Source organism: Chthonobacter albigriseus (assembly GCF_013839445.1).
Lineage (GTDB): Bacteria > Pseudomonadota > Alphaproteobacteria > Rhizobiales > Pleomorphomonadaceae > Chthonobacter > Chthonobacter albigriseus.
In genome coordinates, this window is sequence record NZ_JACDIT010000001.1 from 135,355 (window position 1) to 155,254 (window position 19,900).

Annotated in this window: 17 protein-coding genes; 12 read left to right on the plus strand and 5 right to left on the minus strand. The window is 67.8% G+C overall.

Annotated features, from left to right (window positions below; all coding sequences use genetic code 11):
• Positions 1-2: 2 nt before the first annotated feature.
• Both HZ321_RS00630 and HZ321_RS00635 read left to right on the plus strand, forming a co-directional pair.
• Positions 3-935: an ArgK/MeaB family GTPase gene (locus HZ321_RS00630; protein ID WP_181699198.1), complete on the plus strand. Its 933-nt coding sequence runs from the start codon at positions 3-5 to the stop codon at positions 933-935.
• Entirely contained in the window at positions 850-1,812 is a 963-nt protein-coding gene (locus tag HZ321_RS00635; RefSeq protein WP_181699200.1) for a response regulator, read from the plus strand. Before HZ321_RS00630 ends, HZ321_RS00635 begins: the two co-directional genes overlap by 86 nt.
• On the opposite strand, the gene HZ321_RS00640 is transcribed toward HZ321_RS00635, so the two are convergent.
• The 3 genes from HZ321_RS00640 to HZ321_RS00650 all read right to left on the minus strand — a co-directional run bounded on the left by HZ321_RS00640 (position 1,787) and on the right by HZ321_RS00650 (position 5,645).
• Positions 1,787-3,016, minus strand: a complete 1,230-nt coding sequence (locus HZ321_RS00640; protein WP_181699202.1) for an MFS transporter — start codon at positions 3,014-3,016, stop codon at positions 1,787-1,789. The genes HZ321_RS00635 and HZ321_RS00640 overlap by 26 nt on opposite strands.
• A 131-nt stretch (positions 3,017-3,147) precedes the next feature.
• Positions 3,148-4,278, minus strand: a complete 1,131-nt coding sequence (locus tag HZ321_RS00645) for an NAD(P)/FAD-dependent oxidoreductase (RefSeq protein ID WP_181699204.1) — start codon at positions 4,276-4,278, stop codon at positions 3,148-3,150.
• 95 nt (positions 4,279-4,373) lie between these two features.
• Positions 4,374-5,645, minus strand: a complete 1,272-nt coding sequence (locus HZ321_RS00650; RefSeq protein ID WP_206682708.1) for a cell wall hydrolase — start codon at positions 5,643-5,645, stop codon at positions 4,374-4,376.
• 237 nt (positions 5,646-5,882) lie between these two features.
• On the opposite strand from HZ321_RS00650, the gene acuI reads away from it, so the two are divergent.
• Positions 5,883-6,875 carry an acrylyl-CoA reductase (NADPH) gene (gene acuI, locus HZ321_RS00655; protein ID WP_181701680.1) on the plus strand — a complete coding sequence of 331 codons (993 nt, stop codon included), beginning with the start codon at positions 5,883-5,885 and terminating at the stop codon, positions 6,873-6,875.
• Positions 6,876-6,883: 8 nt separating this feature from the next.
• Here acuI and HZ321_RS00660 read toward each other — a convergent pair whose 3' ends face one another.
• Positions 6,884-9,622 carry a DUF2339 domain-containing protein gene (locus tag HZ321_RS00660; RefSeq protein WP_181699206.1) on the minus strand — a complete coding sequence of 913 codons (2,739 nt, stop codon included), beginning with the start codon at positions 9,620-9,622 and terminating at the stop codon, positions 6,884-6,886.
• A gap of 223 nt (positions 9,623-9,845) precedes the next feature.
• Between HZ321_RS00660 and HZ321_RS00665 the strand changes: the two genes are divergently transcribed.
• Entirely contained in the window at positions 9,846-11,618 is a 1,773-nt protein-coding gene (locus tag HZ321_RS00665; RefSeq protein ID WP_181699209.1) for a tetratricopeptide repeat protein, read from the plus strand.
• 19 nt (positions 11,619-11,637) lie between these two features.
• A complete protein-coding gene (locus tag HZ321_RS00670; protein WP_181699210.1) occupies positions 11,638-12,498 on the plus strand; it encodes a 4-(cytidine 5'-diphospho)-2-C-methyl-D-erythritol kinase in 861 nt (286 codons plus the stop codon).
• Between the two features lie 4 nt (positions 12,499-12,502).
• Here HZ321_RS00670 and HZ321_RS00675 read toward each other — a convergent pair whose 3' ends face one another.
• Positions 12,503-13,531 (minus strand): polyprenyl synthetase family protein, encoded by a 1,029-nt coding sequence (locus HZ321_RS00675; RefSeq protein ID WP_181699212.1) that lies wholly within the window; start codon positions 13,529-13,531, stop codon positions 12,503-12,505.
• A gap of 168 nt (positions 13,532-13,699) precedes the next feature.
• On the opposite strand from HZ321_RS00675, the gene HZ321_RS00680 reads away from it, so the two are divergent.
• The 7 genes from HZ321_RS00680 to glyS all read left to right on the plus strand — a co-directional run bounded on the left by HZ321_RS00680 (position 13,700) and on the right by glyS (position 19,894).
• Positions 13,700-13,933 (plus strand): putative signal transducing protein, encoded by a 234-nt coding sequence (locus HZ321_RS00680; protein WP_181699213.1) that lies wholly within the window; start codon positions 13,700-13,702, stop codon positions 13,931-13,933.
• Positions 13,930-14,706, plus strand: a complete 777-nt coding sequence (locus HZ321_RS00685; RefSeq protein WP_181699215.1) for a tRNA1(Val) (adenine(37)-N6)-methyltransferase — start codon at positions 13,930-13,932, stop codon at positions 14,704-14,706. The genes HZ321_RS00680 and HZ321_RS00685 overlap by 4 nt, the downstream gene beginning before the upstream one ends.
• A gap of 82 nt (positions 14,707-14,788) precedes the next feature.
• Positions 14,789-15,646 (plus strand): S49 family peptidase, encoded by an 858-nt coding sequence (locus HZ321_RS00690; RefSeq protein ID WP_342343790.1) that lies wholly within the window; start codon positions 14,789-14,791, stop codon positions 15,644-15,646.
• 78 nt (positions 15,647-15,724) lie between these two features.
• A complete protein-coding gene (locus tag HZ321_RS00695) occupies positions 15,725-15,916 on the plus strand; it encodes a hypothetical protein (protein WP_181699217.1) in 192 nt (63 codons plus the stop codon).
• Between the two features lie 161 nt (positions 15,917-16,077).
• Positions 16,078-17,007, plus strand: coding sequence for a glycine--tRNA ligase subunit alpha (locus tag HZ321_RS00700; RefSeq protein ID WP_181699219.1), 930 nt, complete (start codon positions 16,078-16,080; stop codon positions 17,005-17,007).
• Positions 17,008-17,149: 142 nt separating this feature from the next.
• On the plus strand, positions 17,150-17,635 hold the full coding sequence (locus tag HZ321_RS00705) for a fasciclin domain-containing protein (RefSeq protein ID WP_181699221.1): 486 nt from the start codon (positions 17,150-17,152) through the stop codon (positions 17,633-17,635).
• 156 nt (positions 17,636-17,791) lie between these two features.
• On the plus strand, positions 17,792-19,894 hold the full coding sequence (glyS, locus tag HZ321_RS00710) for a glycine--tRNA ligase subunit beta (RefSeq protein ID WP_181699223.1): 2,103 nt from the start codon (positions 17,792-17,794) through the stop codon (positions 19,892-19,894).
• Positions 19,895-19,900 lie beyond the last annotated feature (6 nt).

A 19,900-nucleotide genomic window follows, 5' to 3' on the forward strand; every position in this document is an offset into this window, starting at 1 on the left:
AGATGGACGTTTCGCCCGGGCTCGACCTTTCGGCCATCCGCGCTGGCGGCAAGCCGGCCGTGGCGCGGGCGCTGGCCGCCATCGAGACCGATGGCGGCACGCTGCGCATGGCGGGCCTGCTCGATGCCTGCGTAGCCGAGCCCGGCGGCCACGTGCTCGGGCTCACCGGTCCACCCGGCGTCGGCAAGTCGACGCTGACGAACGCCCTTCTGAAAATGATCCGAGGGCGCGGTGAAACGCTTGGCGTCGTGGCGGTGGACCCGTCGTCGCGCGCGACACGGGGCGCTCTCCTCGGCGACCGGACACGGTTGAAGACCGATCCGGAGGATCGCGGAATCTTCGTCCGTTCCATGGCCGCGCGCGATCGCCTGGGCGGGCTCTCCGATCACGCGGTGGCCGCCGTCGCGCTGATGCAGGCCGTCTACGACCGGGTGATCGTGGAGAGCGTCGGTATCGGCCAGTCGGAAGCGGACGTGGCGACCGTTGCCGACACGGTCGTGCTCTGTATCCAGCCCGGCTCCGGCGACAGTTTGCAGTTCATGAAAGCCGGCGTGATGGAAATCCCCGACGTGGTGGTGGTCACGAAGGCTGACATGGGGGCCCCTGCCCGCCGCGCGGTCGCCGACGTCGCCGGCGCGTTGTCGCTGTCCGTGCGCGGGTCGGACGCCTGGGTGCCGCCGGTCCTGGCGCTGTCTTCGACGACGGGCGAAGGCCTCGACGAACTGGTCGCCGCCATAGAGGCGCACCGGGCATGGTGTGCCGTCCCTCCGCGCGAGGCCGAACGGAGCGCAAGCCGGTTTCGCCATTGGGTTGTTGACGCCGTGAAGGTGCAGTTCGGGCTCCGCGGCCTTGCCCGAGCCGACATCGACGGCACCCTGGCCAGAACGGCCGGCCCTTTCTCCGCCATCCGGAAAATCTGCGACGATTTCGTGTAATTATCAGTCCTATAAAGATGTTTGCAATATTTCATTACTATGGTCGCCGACACGACAAACTGGGGGTCGGGTCGTGTTCGATATCGAATTTCGCGAGACGCGTTGGCGGATTCTGATCGCCGACGACAGCATGATCGCAGCGCGAGCGCTTGAAGCGGCAGTGGCGCAGTTCTTTCTGCCGATCGACATCGTTCAGGTCAGCACCGGGCAGCGGTGCCTCGAGGAATTGGCCACCAACTCCTATGACATCGCTTTCGTCGACCTCGTGTTTCCCGACATCTCGGGTCTCGAGGCGATCGCCGCGGCGAGAGCGAGCGGCAGCCGGACCTTTGTCACCGTCGTGAGCGGCTACTGCACGCCCGACCATGTCGAATTGGCGAAGGCGCTGAAAGCCTACGACTTCCTGACCAAGCCGGTTCGGACCGAAGACGTGATGCGGATCCTGGACTGCTATGCGCAGGCATCACAGAGGCGACGTATGCTTCTGATCGACGATTCCGGCACCGCGCGGCGGCTGATACGCAAGATCGTCGGGCGCAGCCTGTTCCGCTTCGACGTGACCGAAGCGGAAGACCCGATCACTGGGTTCGAGATCTTTGTTCGAGAGCGGCCGGACATCGTGATGATCGACGTCAACATGGGTTCGCTGGACGGGATCTCGGCGTCGCGGATCTTCAGGGCGCACATGCCGGGAAGCCGGATCGTGCTTGTGTCAGCGGATCGCGAGGCCCTCACCGGGAGCGGGATGCTGCACACGCTGGTCAAGCCGTTCGACTACGAGGAGCTCGATTGCGTCCTGCACGACCTGATGGGGCTGGGGCTGCCCTATTTCAGCGACCAGGATCGCGCGCTCAGGACTGCTGCGCTAAGCGCGTGACGGGCTTCTCACTGATCGGAAGATGGACGAGTCCGGCGAATATGCCGAGGAAGATCCCGAGGATCCACACCCCGTCGTAGCTGCCGGTTGCGTCGAACAGCCGCCCGCCGAGCCAGACCCCAAGGAACGCGCCGACCTGGTGCGAGAAGAAGACGATGCCGGAGAGCATCGCGATGTAGCGCGTTCCGAACATCACCCCGACGAGACCCTGCGTGGGTGGCACCGTCGACAGCCAGAGCAGACCGGCCGCGGCGGCGAACAGCAACACGGTGGTCGGGGTCGTCGGCAGCAGCCAGAACAGGCCGTAGGATATCGCCCGCCCGAAGTAGATCGCCGAGAGGATGTAGCGCTTGGGGTACCTTCCAGCGAGTTGTCCGGCGGACAAGGAGCCGAGGATGTTGAAGGCGCCGATCAGGCCGATCGCCCAGGCTCCCCAGGACACGTCGAGCCCCTTGTCGACGATGTAGGGCGGCAGGTGCGTGGTGATGAAGGCGACGTGAAAGCCGCAGACGAAAAACCCTGACACCAGGAGCAGGTAGGAGCGATGGGCGAAAGCCTCGCCGACGGCTTCGGCAATGGTCTGATCGCGGCCGCCGACGCCGCCGCCCGGCGCCGGCTTGCCCTTCAACGGGATCGCGAGCAACGGAACCACGACCAGACAGGCCGCCAGGAAATAGAGCGCGTTCTGGTAGCCCCAGGCGTCGATCACCCCGAGGCCAATGGGAGCAAACAGGAGTTGGCCCATGGAGCCGGCCGCCGTGCCGAGGCCGTAGGCGGTGGACCGGTACTCCGGGGGCAGCAGGCGGGCGAAGGCGGCAAGCACCATGAAGAAGGCCGAGCCGGCAATGCCGAGACCCATCAGGACACCCGCAGTGAACTGCAGCGTCGTCGGATCGGTGGTGCGGGCCATCAGGACGAGTGCGAGCGCATAGAGGGCGGCGCCCGAGGAGAGCACCCGCCAGGTGCCGAACCGGTCCGCGATCATGCCGGCAAACGGCTGGCCTAGCCCCCAGAGTAGATTTTGCAGCGCGATGGCGAGCGCGAAAGTCTCGCGGCTCCAGCCATTGGCGCTGGTCATGGGCGTGAGCATGAAGCCCATGGTGGACCGGGGACCGAAGGTCAGGATCGCGATGAGACAACCGCAGACCAGAATGACGGACGCCGGTACCGCGGCAGCGGCCGGGCGTGTGGAAACGGTTGCCATGGCACTCTCCGAATCCGCGTCCCGACGCGGATCACGCGGCCAGTCTAGGCGGCGATCGCAAACCTGAACAATGAATTGTCTCCATCGGTCGGATCACCGGAACAGATGGATCGTTGGCGGATTCGACAGCCTCAGGCGGCATCAGGCAGTCGGTCGAACCCGGCGAGCCGTTCCTGCACCGTCTGCGCCGGTTCGTCGCCGGAGATCGCCGCGGCGACGTCGCGGCCGGTGAGTGCGCCGAACTTGAAGCCGTGGCCGGAGCAGGCGGACAAGAACCAAGCACGCTCCACGTTGCGGAAGACGAAGCGCTCCTGCGGGGCCATGGTCCACCAGTTACAGTGCCCCTCGACCACCTTGAAATCGTCGATGTCGCGGACCCGCGTTCGATAGACGTCGAGGATGCCGCGCACCTCGTGCTCGTGGAAGAAGCGCGGGCCGCTGGGGTCGCCCTCCGGCGCCGCGTTGCCGACACCCAGTTTCATGGGAATGCCCGGGAGCGGCGGGATGCCCCAGATCTCGTCCTTGCTGCCGAGGTCCACCCAAGCCGGGCTGTTGGACCAGTGGCCGGCCCACCGCGCCGGAGGCTCGGCGTAGAGAAGGACGGAGCGGCGCGGCTCCAGCGTCACGTCGACGAAGTCCTGGAAAATGTGGGGCGCGTAGACGCCAGGAGCGAGGAGGACCTGGTCCGCTTCGAAAACGCGGCCGTCCCGGGCGACCACCCGGCCCTTTGCAGGATCGACCGCTTCGGCCCAGGCGTTGGGGACGAGCGTCGCCCCTTCCTCGCGCAGCAGGCGGATGTAGCCGGCAAGGATGCGGTCGGCCAGCAGAGCACCGCCGCGACGCGTCAGCAGGCAATAGGCCATGTCGGGCATCGCGAAATGCGGAAAACGGGCGGCAAAGGCGGCGGCGTCGAGCATCTCGTAGGCAGAGCCGACCTCGTCCATCGCGCGGCGAGCACGGTCGGTCCAGTCTCCGGGTTCCAGCGAGACGGCGATCACGCCAGTCTCGATGTAGTGGGTCTCCCCCAACTCATCCCACAGATCGTCCCACGCGGCGAAGGCCTCGTCGACACGGCGCGCATAGAGCGGAATGTCGGGATAGTGGTGACGGATGAGGCGGTGCCGATCGAAGGACGAGGCGATCGGGTTGGGGATCGGGCCGCGGTCGAGGACCGTGACGTCGAACCCGCGTCCGACGAGCGCGTGAGCGGCGGCAAGGCCGGTGACACCGGCGCCGACGACGAGAACGGAGGGGGCGGACATCTGAATTCTCCGACGATTTCCCCCAGTCTTCGCGCCGGTTCGGTGGCCGTGCAAGGGAGGAAATCGTCAGTCCGGCAGCCGTCTATCGCCGCCGGTCAGCTCCAGCCGCCGTAGCGGGTCTGGTAGAAGACGTGCCGGCCGATCTTCTCCTGCTTCTTGAAAACGCTGGCCCAGTTCGGCCGGACGTAGGTCGCGTGGTAGTGCGTGGCCGTCCCCAATTCGGCGAGGTAGGCGCCGCCGAAGGTCGCGTCCCGGGCGACCTTTCTGGCGCGCGTCCAGGCGGAACCGGGGCGCACCACATCCTTGATGCCGTCGCAGGCATAGGAGAACTGGCAGGCGTCGCGCTTGCCCTCGTTCTGGTACACGACCTTGCAGATGCTGTCGGGATAAGCGGGGTTCCTGACGCGGTTCAGCACCACCTGGGCGACGGCGAGCTGGCCTTTCTCGCTTTCGCCTCTCGCCTCGAAGTAGATCGCTTCCGCCAGACAGCGCTGCTCCGGTTCAGTGTAGGCGGTGGATGGCAGCGGGAGGCCGCCCCACCAGTGATCGCCGGGACCGAGCGCCAGCCGCGGGACGGGCGGGCGCTCCTTCGGCGTGGCGAAGAGGCCGTCGAACATGCTCTGGTCGACGATCGAGGCGTCCGGAGCGTAGGCGGCGAGCATGGCGTCGGCAGCCTTGTTGGACGACGCGGGCACGACAGGACGGACCAGATAGTTGGCGGCGACCAGAGCGGTCGCGTTCTTGCGCGGGACGGGAATCGGAACCGGTTCAAGCGCCGCCACCGCGGTCTGCGGCGCGCGCGGGCTGATGAACCGGGCGACCGCCAGCGCGGACAGAGGCGCTCCGGAGGCGGCGAAGGCCACCTGCGGCATGGCCCTCTCGTCCGGCGGCAACAGACGGCTGCTCTCCTGGAGCAGCGAACCGGCCGAGAAGCCGCGCTGGGTGGCGGGCGTGGTGAAGGTGCCGGGCAGATCGCCCTTCCAGGTGCGGTCGATCCGATCCTCGTCGGGCGTCAGGTCGGCGGCGTCGGCGGATCCGGAGGGGTCGACGCCCTCCACCACGATCCGTTCTCCGTTGGCACCGACGGAGAGTGTCGTGGAAGCGCCCGCGACTTCCATCAGCGGTGCGGCGGCAATCGCAGACGACCCCCCGGGTCCGGCAGACAGCGTGACGGTCCATCGGGTCGCGGGGTCGAAACTTCGCAGGATGAGGCCGGCGACGTCCTGCTGCCCGATGTCGGCAGGCATCGCGACGAGACCGCCGGCGGCCAGCACGGCCACCGTGGCGGTGCGGCGCAGAAGCGACGAGGCTACCACGTTCGTTGCGCGGGCCGGAACCTTGCCGACGATCCGATGACGTTGACGCATGACTGACCCACGTCCTCCGACCGACATGACACGCGCACCCCCGGCGCGTACCCCAAGGTTCCAAGCGAGCCGACAGGGTGGCCCATTAACCTTGCCGATCGGTTAATCCGCAGAGCGACACGAGCGCGAAGGGCGGAAAGGTCGTCAAAACGCGCTCCGTCGATCTGCCGGGTTGCGGGCGGGCCGGGCCAACGTGGTAAACGGGGGCACGAACAGGAGGACGAACCGATGGGCGTGATCGCAGGAGACTTCCCCGCCGTCGTGGTGGATCGGGACGCGGACAAGAAGCAGTCGGTCTCGCTGGCCCGCCTCACGGAAACCGACCTGATGGAGGGCGACGTTACGGTTCGGGTCACCCACTCCTCGGTGAACTACAAGGACGGGCTGGCGGTGACGGGAAAGCTGCCCGTCGTCCGGCGCTGGCCGATGGTGCCGGGCGTCGACTTCACCGGCGAGGTGGTGGAGAGCCGGAGCCCGGACTTCGCGGTCGGCGACAAGGTGATCCTGAACGGCTGGGGCGTCGGCGAGGTGCACCTCGGGGGCTGGTCGCGCTACGCCCGGGTGAAGAGCGACTGGCTGATCCGCCTTCCGGACGGTCTCACCGGCGCGGACGCGATGGCGCTCGGGACGGCCGGGTACACCGCCATGCTTTCGCTGATGGCGATCGAGAAGCACGGCCTTTCCCCGGCGGACGGTCCGGCGGTGATCACCGGGGCCGCGGGCGGTGTCGGTTCGGTGGCCGTGATGCTGTTCGCGCGCGCGGGCTATCAGGTGGTGGCCACCACCGGCCGACCGGAGGAGGCGGACTACCTCAAAAGTCTCGGTGCAGCGGAGATCGTGGAGCGCTCGGAGCTTTCGGGCCCAGCAAAGCCGCTCGCTAAGGAGCGCTGGGCCACGGGCGTCGACAACGTCGGGTCCACCACGCTCGCCAACGTGCTTTCGATGACGAAGGCGGACGGGGCGATCGCGGCCTGTGGCAACGCGGGCGGCATGGAGCTTCCCTCCAGCGTGGCGCCCTTCATCCTGCGCGGGGTCTCGCTCCTGGGCATCAACTCGGTTTCGGTGCCGCGCGCCAAACGGGAGATCGCCTGGACGCGGCTTGCCGCCGAGATCGATCGCGGCAAGCTGGCGGCGATGACGCACACGGTGCCGCTCGACGAGGCGATCGACCGCGGGCGGGCCATCGCAGACGGCAGGATCCGGGGACGGGTGGTGATCGAGGTCGGCTGACGCCGGCCTCATGCGGTGCGGCGAAGCACCTTCTGGTAGCCCAGGCCGACCAGCACGAGAACGGCCCCGAGACCGATGAAGGAAAGCGCGCGAAGGGCTCCCGTCAGGCCAGCCGTGTCGACGAGGAACACCTTGGCGACGACGCCGACCACGATGACCGCCGACACCAGCCGGACGGCGCGCGACCGCGTCACGATGCCGGTTCCGAGCACGACAAGGCCGCAGAGTAGCCAGATCGCCGAATAGGCATAGAGCTCGGCCTCGTCCAGCGGCGGGCCCGAGAGATCGCCCTGGTGGAAGGCGGCACGGACGGCGAGCGTGACCCAGACGAAGGCGAGCGCGCCGCCGAGCCAGGCGGCGAGCGCGACGTACCAACCGGGCCGGTCGGGACGGCGGCGGGCGAGAAGGGCAACTGCAAAGGCCATGATCGACGGCAGCAGATAGCCAAGCAGCAACGTGCCGTCGAAGGCGCCGCCGTCGATCGGCTCGCCGGTGAAGACGGGGTTGTGCACGAAGAGCAACCCGGCGCCGGCCATCACGAGGCCGAGCCCGCCGAGCACCAGCGTGCCCTTGGAGAACACAGTGGAGGGCCGCCGGACCGCGAGCCACTGCAGGCCGAGCGACACGGCAAGCAGCGACATGGTGACGAGGCTCTGTTCGGCGAGACCGGAGACCGGGGCATAGATGTTTCCGCCGTTCATGGCGTGGTGGATCAGCATCACCACGGTGAGCGTGGTGAAGATGACGGCGAGCGCCTCGAAGATCGGCACGAACCGGTCCTGCCTGGTGGCGGCGAAGCGCCAGGCGGCGAAGCCGAAGGCAAGTGCCGGGCCGCCATATCCGTAGAGCAGCCAATTGAAGACCGGTGTCGCGCCGAGGTCGGTGCCGACGACCGCGGGATCCCAGACGAAGCGTGCCGCGACCAGCAGGGCGACTGCGACGGCGATCGGGCGGAGGCCGCGAACGGGCCGACCGGCCTCGACCCAGGCGATAGCCGGGACCACGGCGGCGAGCGCGACGGTGAGGAAGCCCTTCTCCAGCATGGCGGCGAGGCCGAAGGCGAGCGCGGCCACGCTGCCCACCGCGAAGGTGGCGATGGCGGGATCGACCCCGTATTCGTCGGGCGGCAGACGCCGGATCAGCGCCTCGACCACGGCGGCGAAGAAGAAGGCGAGCGCCAAGGCCGCGACACCGAACGAGAAGCTGATGGTGAACTCGGTCACGCGGAGGTAGGCGAGAACGAAGATGCCGAGCGCGACGAGCACGGAGGCGATCGCCTGCTGGATCCGCGATGCCGAGCCGAGAACGCCGAACAGGCCGAGGCCGGTGAAGAGCACGGTGATCGCGCCACCGCTGAACAGCACCGGCGAGGGCACGACCGGCGGCAGGACGGGGCTGTTGAGGATGGTGGGATCGACGGTGGCTTCCGGGACCAGCAGGGCGAGGTAGCCGAACCAGACGATCGGCGGCACGAAGAGCGGTCCGAGGCGGAAGGCGGGCCACTCGTAGGCGACCACCATGATGGTCGCTGCGAGGCCGAGAACAAGGGCAAGGCCGAACGTGTCGATGCCGAAGAACAGCAGGTGCGCGACGACGGGGACGGTGAACGCGACCAGCAGCGCCGTGCCGACCTTGTCCAACGGGGCGACGCGGCCGGGGTCGCGCGGGTGGATTCCAGCGGCGAAGGTGATCACCGCCGAGACCAGCGACAGAGCGATGTGGAGCGCGACGACAGGCTCGTCGAAGCCGGGATAGCTCGACGTCGCCGCCATCAGCAGCGCCCAAAGCATGTTGCCGATCGTCGCGGCGATGGCGAGCCAGCGCCAGCCTTTCAGCCAGGCAATGCGCAGAGACGCGACCGAGACGACGGTCAGGTAGACCACCAGTGCGGCGAAGTTCGGCGTGTCGGTCGGGATCAGAAGGGGCGAGGCGTAGCTGGTCGCAAGGCCGAGGCCGGCGAGGCCGGGGCCGTGGACGATGGCAAGGGCGAGCGTGCCCAGCGCGACCGCGGAGAGCGCGAGGATCGCGACGAAGGAGCCGATCAGGCCGTAGAGCGCATAGGCCGCGTAGACCGACCCGAAGGCCGTGACGGTGCCGGCGGCCGTAAGGATGCCGGGAATATAGGCGCGTCGCAGGTCCGGCGCAGGCTCGACCGCTTCGCGGCGGCGCAGCCATTCACCGGAGGCCATCAAGGCGGCAGCGAACAACAGGCCGAGGAGGGTGCGCGCAGTCGGACCCAGCAGGCCGCTTTCGATGGAATAGCGGACAAGGAAGATGCCGCCGAGCGCGAGCGCCAGACCACCGACCCATACGGTCCAGCGGGTGCCGATCGCTTCCTCCAGGTCGCGGTGCCGCGGGGCCTCGGGTGCGGCGGGCAGCGGCGGCGGGGGCTGCCGCGCCGCATCGGTGGACGGCGTCGGTGGGGCCTCCGGCTGGACGCCATAGGGCCCGGATATGAACGGCTTGCCGGGGCGCTGCGCAGACTGTTCGGTCGCGGACGAGGCCGGGGGGACTGGGGTTTCCTCCGGAGCCGGGGCAATAGGCTCCCCCGTGTCCACCGCAGCGGCGGACGCGGCCGTCGCCGGTCGGTCGCCGCCAATGGCGCTGCGCAACTGGGCCACCTCACCGGACAGGCTCCGGATTTCCAGGCGGAGTTCGCTCGTACGCAGGAACGCCACCCACCCCAGGATGGAGCCGATCACCAGAGCCAGGACCAGCAGCAAGAGGATGAGGAAGAGCGAATCCATGGATCGGGGCATTCCAGACGAGCGATGATCCGCTTATAGCGGAGGGAATGTTCACCAATTGCGAATAATGGAGCGCAGGACGCCTTGCCCGCGGGAGAGCCCGTGGTGAACCGCGGCCGGCGGTCCGGAATACTCCGCCTTCGACTTGCCCTGCCGCAGCTTTGCCCTCATCTTCCTCCACTGATTTGCGACAAAGCCCATTCGCCTGAACCGGAGCCGCACGATGCAGAAGTCCTCCTCCAACCGGACCGACCGTCGTCGCCGTTCCGCGAAAGCCGCAGCCCTGGCCGCAAGCGCTGTGATGCTGCTGTTCGCCACCGGCGCCGCGCGGGTGGATCTGACGATGGCGGACCCGGCAGCCGAGACGCTCTCGGGCAACTATCTTGCCGCGCGCTTCGCCGGACAGCAGTCGGACCTCGACGCTTCGGCTCGCTACTTCGCCGAAGCGCTGGCGGACGATCCGGACGATCCGTTCCTGCTGGAGCGGACTTTCGCGTTGACGCTCGCTTCCGGCGACATGGAAACCGGAATGGAATTCGGCGAGCGGCTGGTTTCGGCCGATCGCGACAACCGGCTCGCCAGCCTCGCGCTCGGTGCAGACGCCCTGGAGAAGGGCAACTGGGCGGTGGCGATCGAGCGTTTGAAGCCGGCTAACGTGGGTCCGCTCGCCGGACTTACCGTGGAGGTGATGTCGGCGTGGGCGGAGGCCGGCGCGGGCGACACCAAGAAGGCGCTGGCCCGGCTCGACAAGCTTTCGGGCGAGGACTGGTACTCCTTCTTCCGCTCCTACCACGGGGGGCTGATCGCCGATCTCGCCGGCGACCACAGCGAGGCGGTCAAGCGGCTTGGAGCGGCGTTCGCGATCGACGCCGGCAACGTCCGTGTCACCGATGCTTTCATCCGGGCGCTTGCCCGGGCCGGCAATGTGGACGAAGCCAAGAAGATCCTGTCCGTGGGATTGGCGCGGGCGCCAGGACACCCGCTGCTGACGGCGGTGGCCGAGGAGATCGCAAAGCCTGAGCCCGCCGCCCTGGTGAGCTCGCCGAAGGCGGGCGCGGCGGAAATCCTCGCCGGACTTGGCGCCGCGATCGGTCGGGACGACACCGGCGAACTTGCTGCCGTCTATCTGCAGTTGGCGCTTCACCTCGATCCGACCGCCGATCTCGCCAGGCTGTCGCTGGCCGAGATCTTCGAGCGGACCAAGCAGTACGAGCGGGCCATCGAGGTCCTCAACGGTGTGCCGGACGAGTCGCCGCTGAAGCGCAACGCCGAGATCCAGATCGGATTCGACTACAACGCCCTCGACAAGGTGGACGATGCCCGCAAGCATCTGGCCAAGCTGGTGGAGGAGGACCCGTCGGACCTCGACGCGGTGACGGCCCTCGGCAACGTGCTTCGCGTGCGGAAGATCTTCGACGAGGCCGCCAAGGTCTACACGGCCGGCATCAATACGCTGAAGACGCCGGAACCGCAGCACTGGTCGCTGTTCTACTACCGGGGCATCGCCCTGGAGCGGACGAAGCGTTGGCCGGAGTCGGAAGCTGATTTCCGGACGGCCTTGCGGCTCGCACCCGATCAGCCCCTGGTGCTGAACTATCTCGGCTATTCGCTGGTCGACCGCGGCGAGAAGCTCGACGAGGCGCTGAAGATGATCGAGAAGGCCGTCGAGCTGGAGCCGGAAGACGGCTACATCGTGGACAGTCTCGGCTGGGTCTACTTCAAGCTCGGACGCTACGAGGACGCCGTGAAGCAGCTGGAACGGGCGGTGGACCTGAAGCCGGAAGATCCGGTGATCAACGATCACCTGGGCGACGCCTATTTCCAGGTGGGCCGCAAACTGGAGGCCCGCTTCCAGTGGAGCCACGCGCGCGACCGCAATCCGGAACCCGAAGAGCTCGCCAAGATCCTGAAGAAGCTGCAGGACGGTATGCCGCCGCCCGACCAGCCCGCCTCGGCCGATGCCGGACCGGCGCAGGTCGACACCACCAAGAACTGACGGGTCCGGCCGCACAACCATGCTCGAACCGGAACTCGCCCGCGCGAAGGTCAACCTCGCGCTGCACGTGACCGGGCGGCGCGAGGACGGCTATCACCTGCTCGACACGCTGGTGGTGTTTCCGGCAATCGGTGACGTGCTCTCCGTCTCCGCCGCAGACGAGCTGGCCCTGGTGGTCGACGGACCGGGTGCGGCGGATCTGGCGGACACCGCACACGAGGCTAACCTGGTGATGAGGGCTGCGCGCGGCATGGCGGAGATCGCCGGTCCGCGCGCTTTCGGCGTAACGATCCGGCTGGAGAAGCATCTCCCCGTCGCGGCGGGACTGGGCGGCGGTTCCGCGGACGCGGCGGCCACGATCCGGATGCTCGCGCGCCTCTGGGACATCGACGTTGCCGATCCCCGCGTGGAAGCGCTGGCGCTCACCCTCGGCGCGGACGTGCCGATGTGCCTGCATTCGCGGCCGCTGCGGGCGAGAGGCATCGGCGAAGCGGTGGAACCGGTGGAGATCGCCGGCGACCTCGGCATCCTGATCGTCAACCCGAGGGTGCCCGTGCCGACCCCCTCGGTGTTCCGCGCCCTCGCCCGGCGCGACAACCCCGCGATGCGCGAGCCCGTTGGCAGCGGCCGTTCGGACCTGATCGCGCATCTCCGTGACAGCCGGAATGACCTGGAGCCGGCGGCGATCGCCGTCGAGCCGCTGGTGGCGCGGCTGCTTCAGGATCTGCACGGTCTGGAGGGGCGACTGCTGGCACGGATGTCGGGATCCGGGGCGACCTGCTTCGCGCTGTTCGAGCACGCCGAGGCGGCCCGTGATGCGGGCCGAAGGTTGGCTGCCGAGCGGCCGGACTGGTGGATCCGGTCCGCTCCGCTCGCCTGAGCGTTCAGCTGACGCGGCTGACGCAGAACTCCACGACCTCGACCAGAGCATCGCGATGGGGACCGGCCGGCATCGGCGCCAGCGCGGCGACCGCTTCGTTGCCGTAGGCGCGGGCGCGGGCGACCGTCTCCGCGATGGCTCCATGCGTCCGCAGCAGGCCGATGGCCCGCTCCAGGTCGCCGTCGCCGATCTCGCCCTTCTCGATGGTGCGCGACCAGAAGGCCCGCTCCGCTTCGTCGCCGGCGCGGGCGGCTAGGACCACGGGCAGTGTCACCTTGCCTTCGCGGAAATCGTCCCCGACCCGCTTGCCGAGGGTCATCGAAGACCCGCCGTAGTCGAGCGCGTCGTCGACGAGCTGGAAGGCGAGGCCGAGGCTGGTGCCGTAGGCGGCGAGCGCGTGGCGCATGGCCTCGCCCTGCCCTGCCACGATCGGGCCCACTTCACAGGCCGCGGAGAACAGCGCGGCGGTCTTGGCATTGATGACGCGGAGGTAGGAGTCCTCCCCGGTCGCCAGGTTCTTGGCCGCCGCCAGCTGCATCACCTCGCCCTCGGCGATCACGGCCGCGGCGTTGGAGAGCACGCGAAGGGCGTCGAGCGAGCCGACGTCGACCATGGTGCGGAAGGCCTGGCCGAGCAGGTAGTCGCCGACCAGCACACTCGCCTGGTTGCCCCAGAGCATACGGGCGGCCAGTTTGCCGCGCCGCATCTCGCTCTCGTCCACGACGTCGTCGTGAAGGAGCGTCGCGGTGTGCATGAATTCCACGCAGGCGGCGAGCTTGACGTGCCCGTCACCCTCGTAGCCGAAGGCCCGCGCGGCGGCGAGTGTCAGCATCGGACGCAGCCGCTTGCCGCCGGAGTCGATGAGGTGATGGGCGATCTCGGGAATCATGTCGGCGTTGGAGCCGGCCATCGCCATGATCAGGTCGTTGACGCGCCCCATGTCCGCCGCCACGAGCGACAGCAGACGAGCTATCGACGGCTCCGCGCCGGTCCGGGTCTCCACCTGCCGTTCCATCGATGCGACCACACCCACGCGCCCGTCTCCATCAGGACCGCCCCCGATCCATCCGCGCGAGAGCATAGGGAGGCAGCCCGGCCGGAGCAAGCGCGCGCTGATCGCCAAATGGGACAACGTCCCGACGGGGCTCGACCTTAGCGGCCGCCGGCCTATGATGACGCCGGGGGCCTGCAGCGAGGCGGCATGGAAGAGCTCATCCGGACCAACGATCTCGTCCTCATCTCCTTCGTGGAAGCGCTGATGCGCGACGCGAACATCCATACGCTGGTGGCGGACCAGGCGGTCAGTGCCGTGGACGGATCGATCGGCATCTTCCCCCGACGTATCCTGGTGGACAGCGACGACGCCGAGGAAGCGCGCAAGATCCTCGCCGATGCGGGACTCGGCGACGAACTGAGGCCGGTCCAGGGATCATGACGGACACGCCCCCTGCCGCAGCGATCACAACGGACGGGTTCCTGGATCGTCGGCTCACCATCCTGCAACCGGCCCGCGGCGCGCACCGCGCCGGCCTCGACGCGGTTCTCCTGGCGGCGGCGATCCCGAGCGGCGTGAGTGGCACCCTGGTCGATCTCGGAGCAGGCGTGGGGGTGGCGGGGCTCGCCGCCAAGACGCGGTCCCCGACCGCGCGCCTGGTGCTGGTGGAGATCGATCCGGAGACGGCGGAACTGGCCAGGCGCAACGCTGCGGAAAATCGCGCGGCGGTAGGCGGCGATGTGAGCGTCGCGGTTGTCGACGTCACTCGTCCGGAGTCCCTGGAGGAGGCCGGGCTGGTCCAGCATTGCGCGGCGGTCGCCATGATGAACCCGCCCTATCATCCCGCCGACCGAGTGCGTGCCTCGCCCGCCCAGCGTCGGGCGGTCGCGCATGTGATCGATCCGGACGACCTGGAGCGATGGTTGAAGACGGCCGCGTTTCTCGTTCATCCGCAGGGACTTGTGGCGATCATCTTTCGCGCCGACGAGTTGCCGCGCCTGTTCGGGGCGATCGGCACCCGATTCGGCTCGCTTACCGTGTTGCCGGTTCATCCCCGTACCGGCGAAGCGGCAAGCCGGGTTCTGGTGACCGGACGACCCCAAGGGCGGGCACCGCTTCGCATCCTGCCGGGACTCGTCCTGCACGAGGCCGATGGCGCCTGGACCGCAGAAGCGGATGCCGTTCTCCGTGGATCTCCGCTGGCTCTATCATGAGCCGAAGCCACAACCGTTGCCGTGCTGGGTTTCCATCGCCATATGCACCTTGCCTCGCTCACCTTCCCGCCGGAGATGCTTCGTGCTTGACCGACTGAAGTCGCTGCTCCCCGCCCGCTTCCGCGACGAGGGGCCCGTGGTCCCTGTTGTGCGTCTCTCGGGCGCGATCGGGATAGGCACCCCTTTTCGGCCGGGCCTGTCCCTGGCCGCCGTCTCGCACACGCTGGAGCGCGCGTTCTCGATGAAGAAAGCGCCGGCCGTGGCGCTGGTGATCAACTCTCCCGGTGGATCTCCCGTCCAGTCGCACCTGATCTTCAAACGGATCCGGCAGTTGGCGGCGGAGAAGGAAAAGCCGGTGATCGCCTATGTCGAGGACGTCGCGGCGTCCGGCGGCTACATGATCGCCTGTGCGGCCGACGAGATCGTGGCGGACCCCGCTTCGATCGTCGGCTCGATCGGCGTGGTGTCGGCCAGCTTCGGCCTGGACCGGTTCATCGAACGGCACGGCATCGACCGTCGCGTCTACACGTCCGGTACGCGCAAGGTGACGCTCGATCCGTTCCAGCCGGAGAACGCGGAGGACGTCGATCACCTCAAAAGCCTGCAGCGCGACATCCACCGCATGTTCATCGACCTCGTGACCGAACGTCGCGGCGCCAATCTTTCGGCCAGCGAGGACCTGTTTTCCGGACTGTTCTGGACCGGCGAGGCCGGCCGGGCGCTGGGGCTCGTCGACCGGACCGGCGATGTCCGATCCGATCTCAAGGCCCGATTCGGAGACAAGACGAAGCTCAGGCTGGTCTCGCGGGAGCGCGGATTCCTGCGCCGCCGCAGTTTCGGCATCGACGAGATGATCGGGGGGCTCGGGCCGCTCGTATCAGCAGAGGAAGCCCTTTCAGCGGTTGAAATTCGTGCGCTTTATGCACGTTATGGGCTTTGAACGCCTAAGGTTTATCCCGACTCTTGCCATCGTCGCCAAGCAGTGTTGAGATAGCCCCCTGGATAGAGGAGTTGGGACATGCCGCCACTCGTCGCCTTGGCCCTGGCCGGTGCAGGCCTCTACGTCGCCGGTCGCTTCGTGAAGCGCGAGATGGCGCGGATCGGGCATATGCTCGAAGAAGCCAACCGGGAACCGAAGCGCGTCGTCATTCCGCTGGAGAAGAACCCGCGGACGGGCGTTTATCAGATGCGCGAAATCGACGACGAGTAATCGTCCTCGAGCTGTCGCGAAGCGCGAACCGTCTCGGGCAAGGAGCGGAAAGGTCGGCTTGTGGCCGGCCTTTTTGATTCCGCCCCTCCCCCGCTTGACCGGTCCCGGCGGCGTGCCTACGTTGCGCGCGCCTTTCCCCCCGCGAATTCCACGGACCGTCCATGACCGCCTCCGCGCTCGATCCGAACGACCCGCGCCGCTCCTTCCAGGGGCTGATCCTGACCTTGCAGCGGTTCTGGGCGGAACGCGGATGCGTGATCCTGCAGCCCTACGACATGGAAGTGGGTGCCGGCACCTTCCATCCGGCGACGACCTTGCGGTCGCTCGGGCCGAAGTCCTGGAACGCGGCCTACGTCCAGCCGTCGCGCCGGCCGACTGACGGGCGCTACGGCGAGAACCCCAACCGCTTCCAGCACTACTACCAGTTCCAGGTGATCCTGAAGCCATCGCCGGAGAACCTTCAGGAGCTCTACCTGGAGAGCCTCTACGCCATCGGCATCGATCCCAAGCTGCACGACATCCGCTTCGTGGAGGACGATTGGGAAAGCCCGACGCTGGGTGCCTGGGGCCTCGGCTGGGAGTGCTGGTGCGACGGGATGGAGGTGAGCCAGTTCACCTATTTCCAGCAGGTCGCCGGCATCGAGTGTTCGCCGGTGTCGGGGGAACTGACCTACGGCCTGGAGCGCCTTGCGATGTACCTGCAGGGCGTCGACAACGGCTACGAGTTGAACTTCAACGGCCGGGACGGGGCGGAGAAGGTCACCTACGGCGACGTCTTTCATCAGGCCGAGGAGGAATACTCCCGCCACAACTTCGAATACGCCGACCCGGAGATGCTGAAGCGGCATTTCGAGGACGCGGAGAAGGAGTGCCGGGCGCTGCTCGCGGCGGGCGAAGGAAAGGGCAATGGCCGGCACGGCATGGTGCTGCCGGCCTACGACCAGTGCATCAAGGCGAGCCACCGCTTCAATCTGCTGGATGCGCGCGGCGTGATTTCCGTCACGGAGCGGCAGAGCTATATCCTGCGCGTCCGCGAGTTGGCGAAGGCCTGCGGAGAAGCCTGGCTGAAGACGGCCGCCGGCGGCGCCTGATACCGACTTCCGGTCAAGCCTAAGATCACGATCACGCCATCAGTCCGTGATCCGCAGATCCACCTGTCTATACTGCCCGTAAGTGGTTTTGCAGATGGCGCTCAGCCGCGCCGCCTCCAGAACACAACATGGGAGACAGATCATGCGCAAGGCAATACTTGCGAGCGCGCTCGCTTTTGCTTTTTCTGCCGGAACCGCATCCGCGGCGAATATTGTCGAGACGGCAAAGTCCGCCGGAACGTTCAACACTCTTCTTGCGGCCGCGCAAGCAGCCGGCCTTGCCGACGCGCTGGCGAGCCCCGGTCCGCTCACGGTGTTCGCGCCGACGGACGAGGCCTTCGCCAAGCTGCCGGCCGGTACCGTGGAGAACCTGCTAAAGCCGGAGAACAAGGACCAGCTGGTCGCCGTGCTCTCCTATCACGTGGTCGGCCGCAACCTGGAATCCAACATGCTGCCGGGCCGGGCGATCCACGTCCGCACGATCAAGGCCGGCGGGGACCGCACCCTGCGCGTGGAGAAGAGCGCGTCCGGCGTGACGATCGACGGGGCGAACGTGGTGACGGCTGACATCGCGGCCGACAACGGCGTGATCCACGTGATCGACAGCGTGCTGTTGCCGTCGAACTGACGACCGCGCGGCTTTCAAAGCTTTGCGTTTTCGACAGGCCGGGCGGGCCCGAACCGCCCGGCCTTTCGTTTGGCGCGCGCGGCTCCTGCGGCGGGGTGACAACGGGCGTGGAACCTACTAATCACACGTCGAAATCCCCCGGAGAGCCCTCCCCCGATGCCCGATCTTCTCATCGAACTGTTTTCCGAAGAGATCCCCGCCCGGATGCAGGCGAAAGCCTCCGACGATTTGAAGGCGATGATCACGGGCGGTCTCGTGGACGCGGGCCTCACCTACGAAGGCGCGAAGGCGTTCGCCACGCCGCGGCGGCTGGCGCTGACGGTGCACGGGGTCACGGCCCGCTCGCCGGACCTGCGTGAAGAGAAGAAGGGGCCGCGCGTGGATGCGCCGGACGGGGCGATCCAGGGCTTCCTGAAGAGCGCCGGCCTTTCCTCCGTCGCCGAGGCGAAGATCGTGGAGGATCCCAAGAAGGGCCGCTTCTACGTGGCGGAAACGGTGCGTCCGGGCCGGGCCGCGGAGGAGATCATCGCGGATCTGGTGCCCAAGGTGGTGCGCAGCTTCCCCTGGCCGAAGAGCATGAAGTGGGGCAGCGGTTCGCTGCGCTGGGTGCGCCCGCTGCACTCCATCCTCTGCACTTTCGGGCCGGAGACCGAGGAACCGGTGGTGGTGGAGTTAGAGGTGGACGGCATCCGCTCGGGCAACACCACCTACGGGCACCGGTTCCTGGCGCCGGAACCGATCCGCGTCCGCCGCTTCGAGGACTACCTGGCGAGCCTCGAGAAGGCGAAGGTGGTGCTCGACCCGGCGCGCCGGCGCGACATCATCCTGCACGACGCCAAGGACCTCGCCTTCGCCGCGGGGCTGGAGCTGGTGGAGGACGAGGGGCTGCTCAACGAGGTCGCCGGGCTGGTGGAATGGCCGGTGGTGCTGATGGGCAGTTTCGACGAGGCCTTCCTCGACGTGCCGGACGAGGTGATCCGCGCCACCATCCGCGCGAACCAGAAATGCTTCGTGCTGAAGGACCCGGCCACCGGCAAGCTCGCCAACCGCTTCCTGCTCACCTCCAACATGGTGGCGAGCGACGGCGGCAAGACCATCGTCGCCGGCAACGAGCGGGTGATCCGGGCGCGGCTGTCGGACGCCAAGTTCTTCTGGGACCAGGATCTCGCGGTGAAGCTTCAGGACCGGCTGCCGAAGCTGGACAGCATCACCTTCCACGAGAAGCTCGGCACGCAGCGCGAGCGGGTGGAGCGGATCAAGGCGCTGGCGCGGGAGATCGCGCCGCTGGTCGGCGCCGATCCGGACAAGGCCGAGCGGGCGGCGGAACTCGCCAAGGCCGATCTCGTCACCGGCATGGTGGGCGAGTTCCCGGAGCTGCAGGGCCTGATGGGCCGCTACTACGCGACCCGGCACGGCGAGGATCCGGCCGTCGCCGCCGCGATCGAGGAGCACTACAAGCCGCAAGGCCCGGGCGACCGGGTGCCGACGGAGCCGGTCAGCATCGCCGTGGCGCTGGCCGACAAGCTGGACACGCTGGTGGGCTTTTGGGCCATCGACGAGAAGCCAACGGGCAGCAAGGACCCGTATGCCCTCCGGCGGGCTGCGCTGGGTGTGATCCGGCTGGTGCTGGAGAATTCTGCAAAACTGACCTTTATTCCGGTGATCAAGGCGGCTTGGATCCTTAATGGAGGACATAAGAGACTGACTACGAGCAGTGCAAACTGGCAGCACCTCAGCACTGACCTCCTCTCCTTCTTCGCCGACCGCTTGAAAGTCCAGCTCCGCGAGCAAGGCGCGCGGCATGATCTCGTCGATGCGGTGTTCGCGCTCGGGAACCAGGACGACCTGCTGCTGATCGTCAAGCGGGTGGAGGCGCTGGGGGCGCTGCTGTCGTCGGAGGATGGGCGGAACCTGCTCGCGGGCTACCGGCGCGCGGCGAACATCCTGAAGGCCGAGGAGAAGAAGGGCACCACGATCGCGGCGAGCGTCGATGCCGATCTCTTCACCGAGGCGACCGAGGGCGCGCTCTGGGCCACCGTGCAGGCCGCGCGGACCGAAGCCGCGGCCGCGATCGTGCGCGAGGACTTCGGCTCGGCCATGAAGGCGCTCGCCGCCCTCCGCGTGCCGGTCGACGCGTTCTTCGACGCGGTCATGGTCAACGCGGAGGACGAGCGCCTGCGCGCCAACCGCCTGGCGCTGCTCACCGCCATCCGGGACGCGTGCCACGAGGTGGCGGACTTCTCCCGGATCGAGGGCTGATCCATC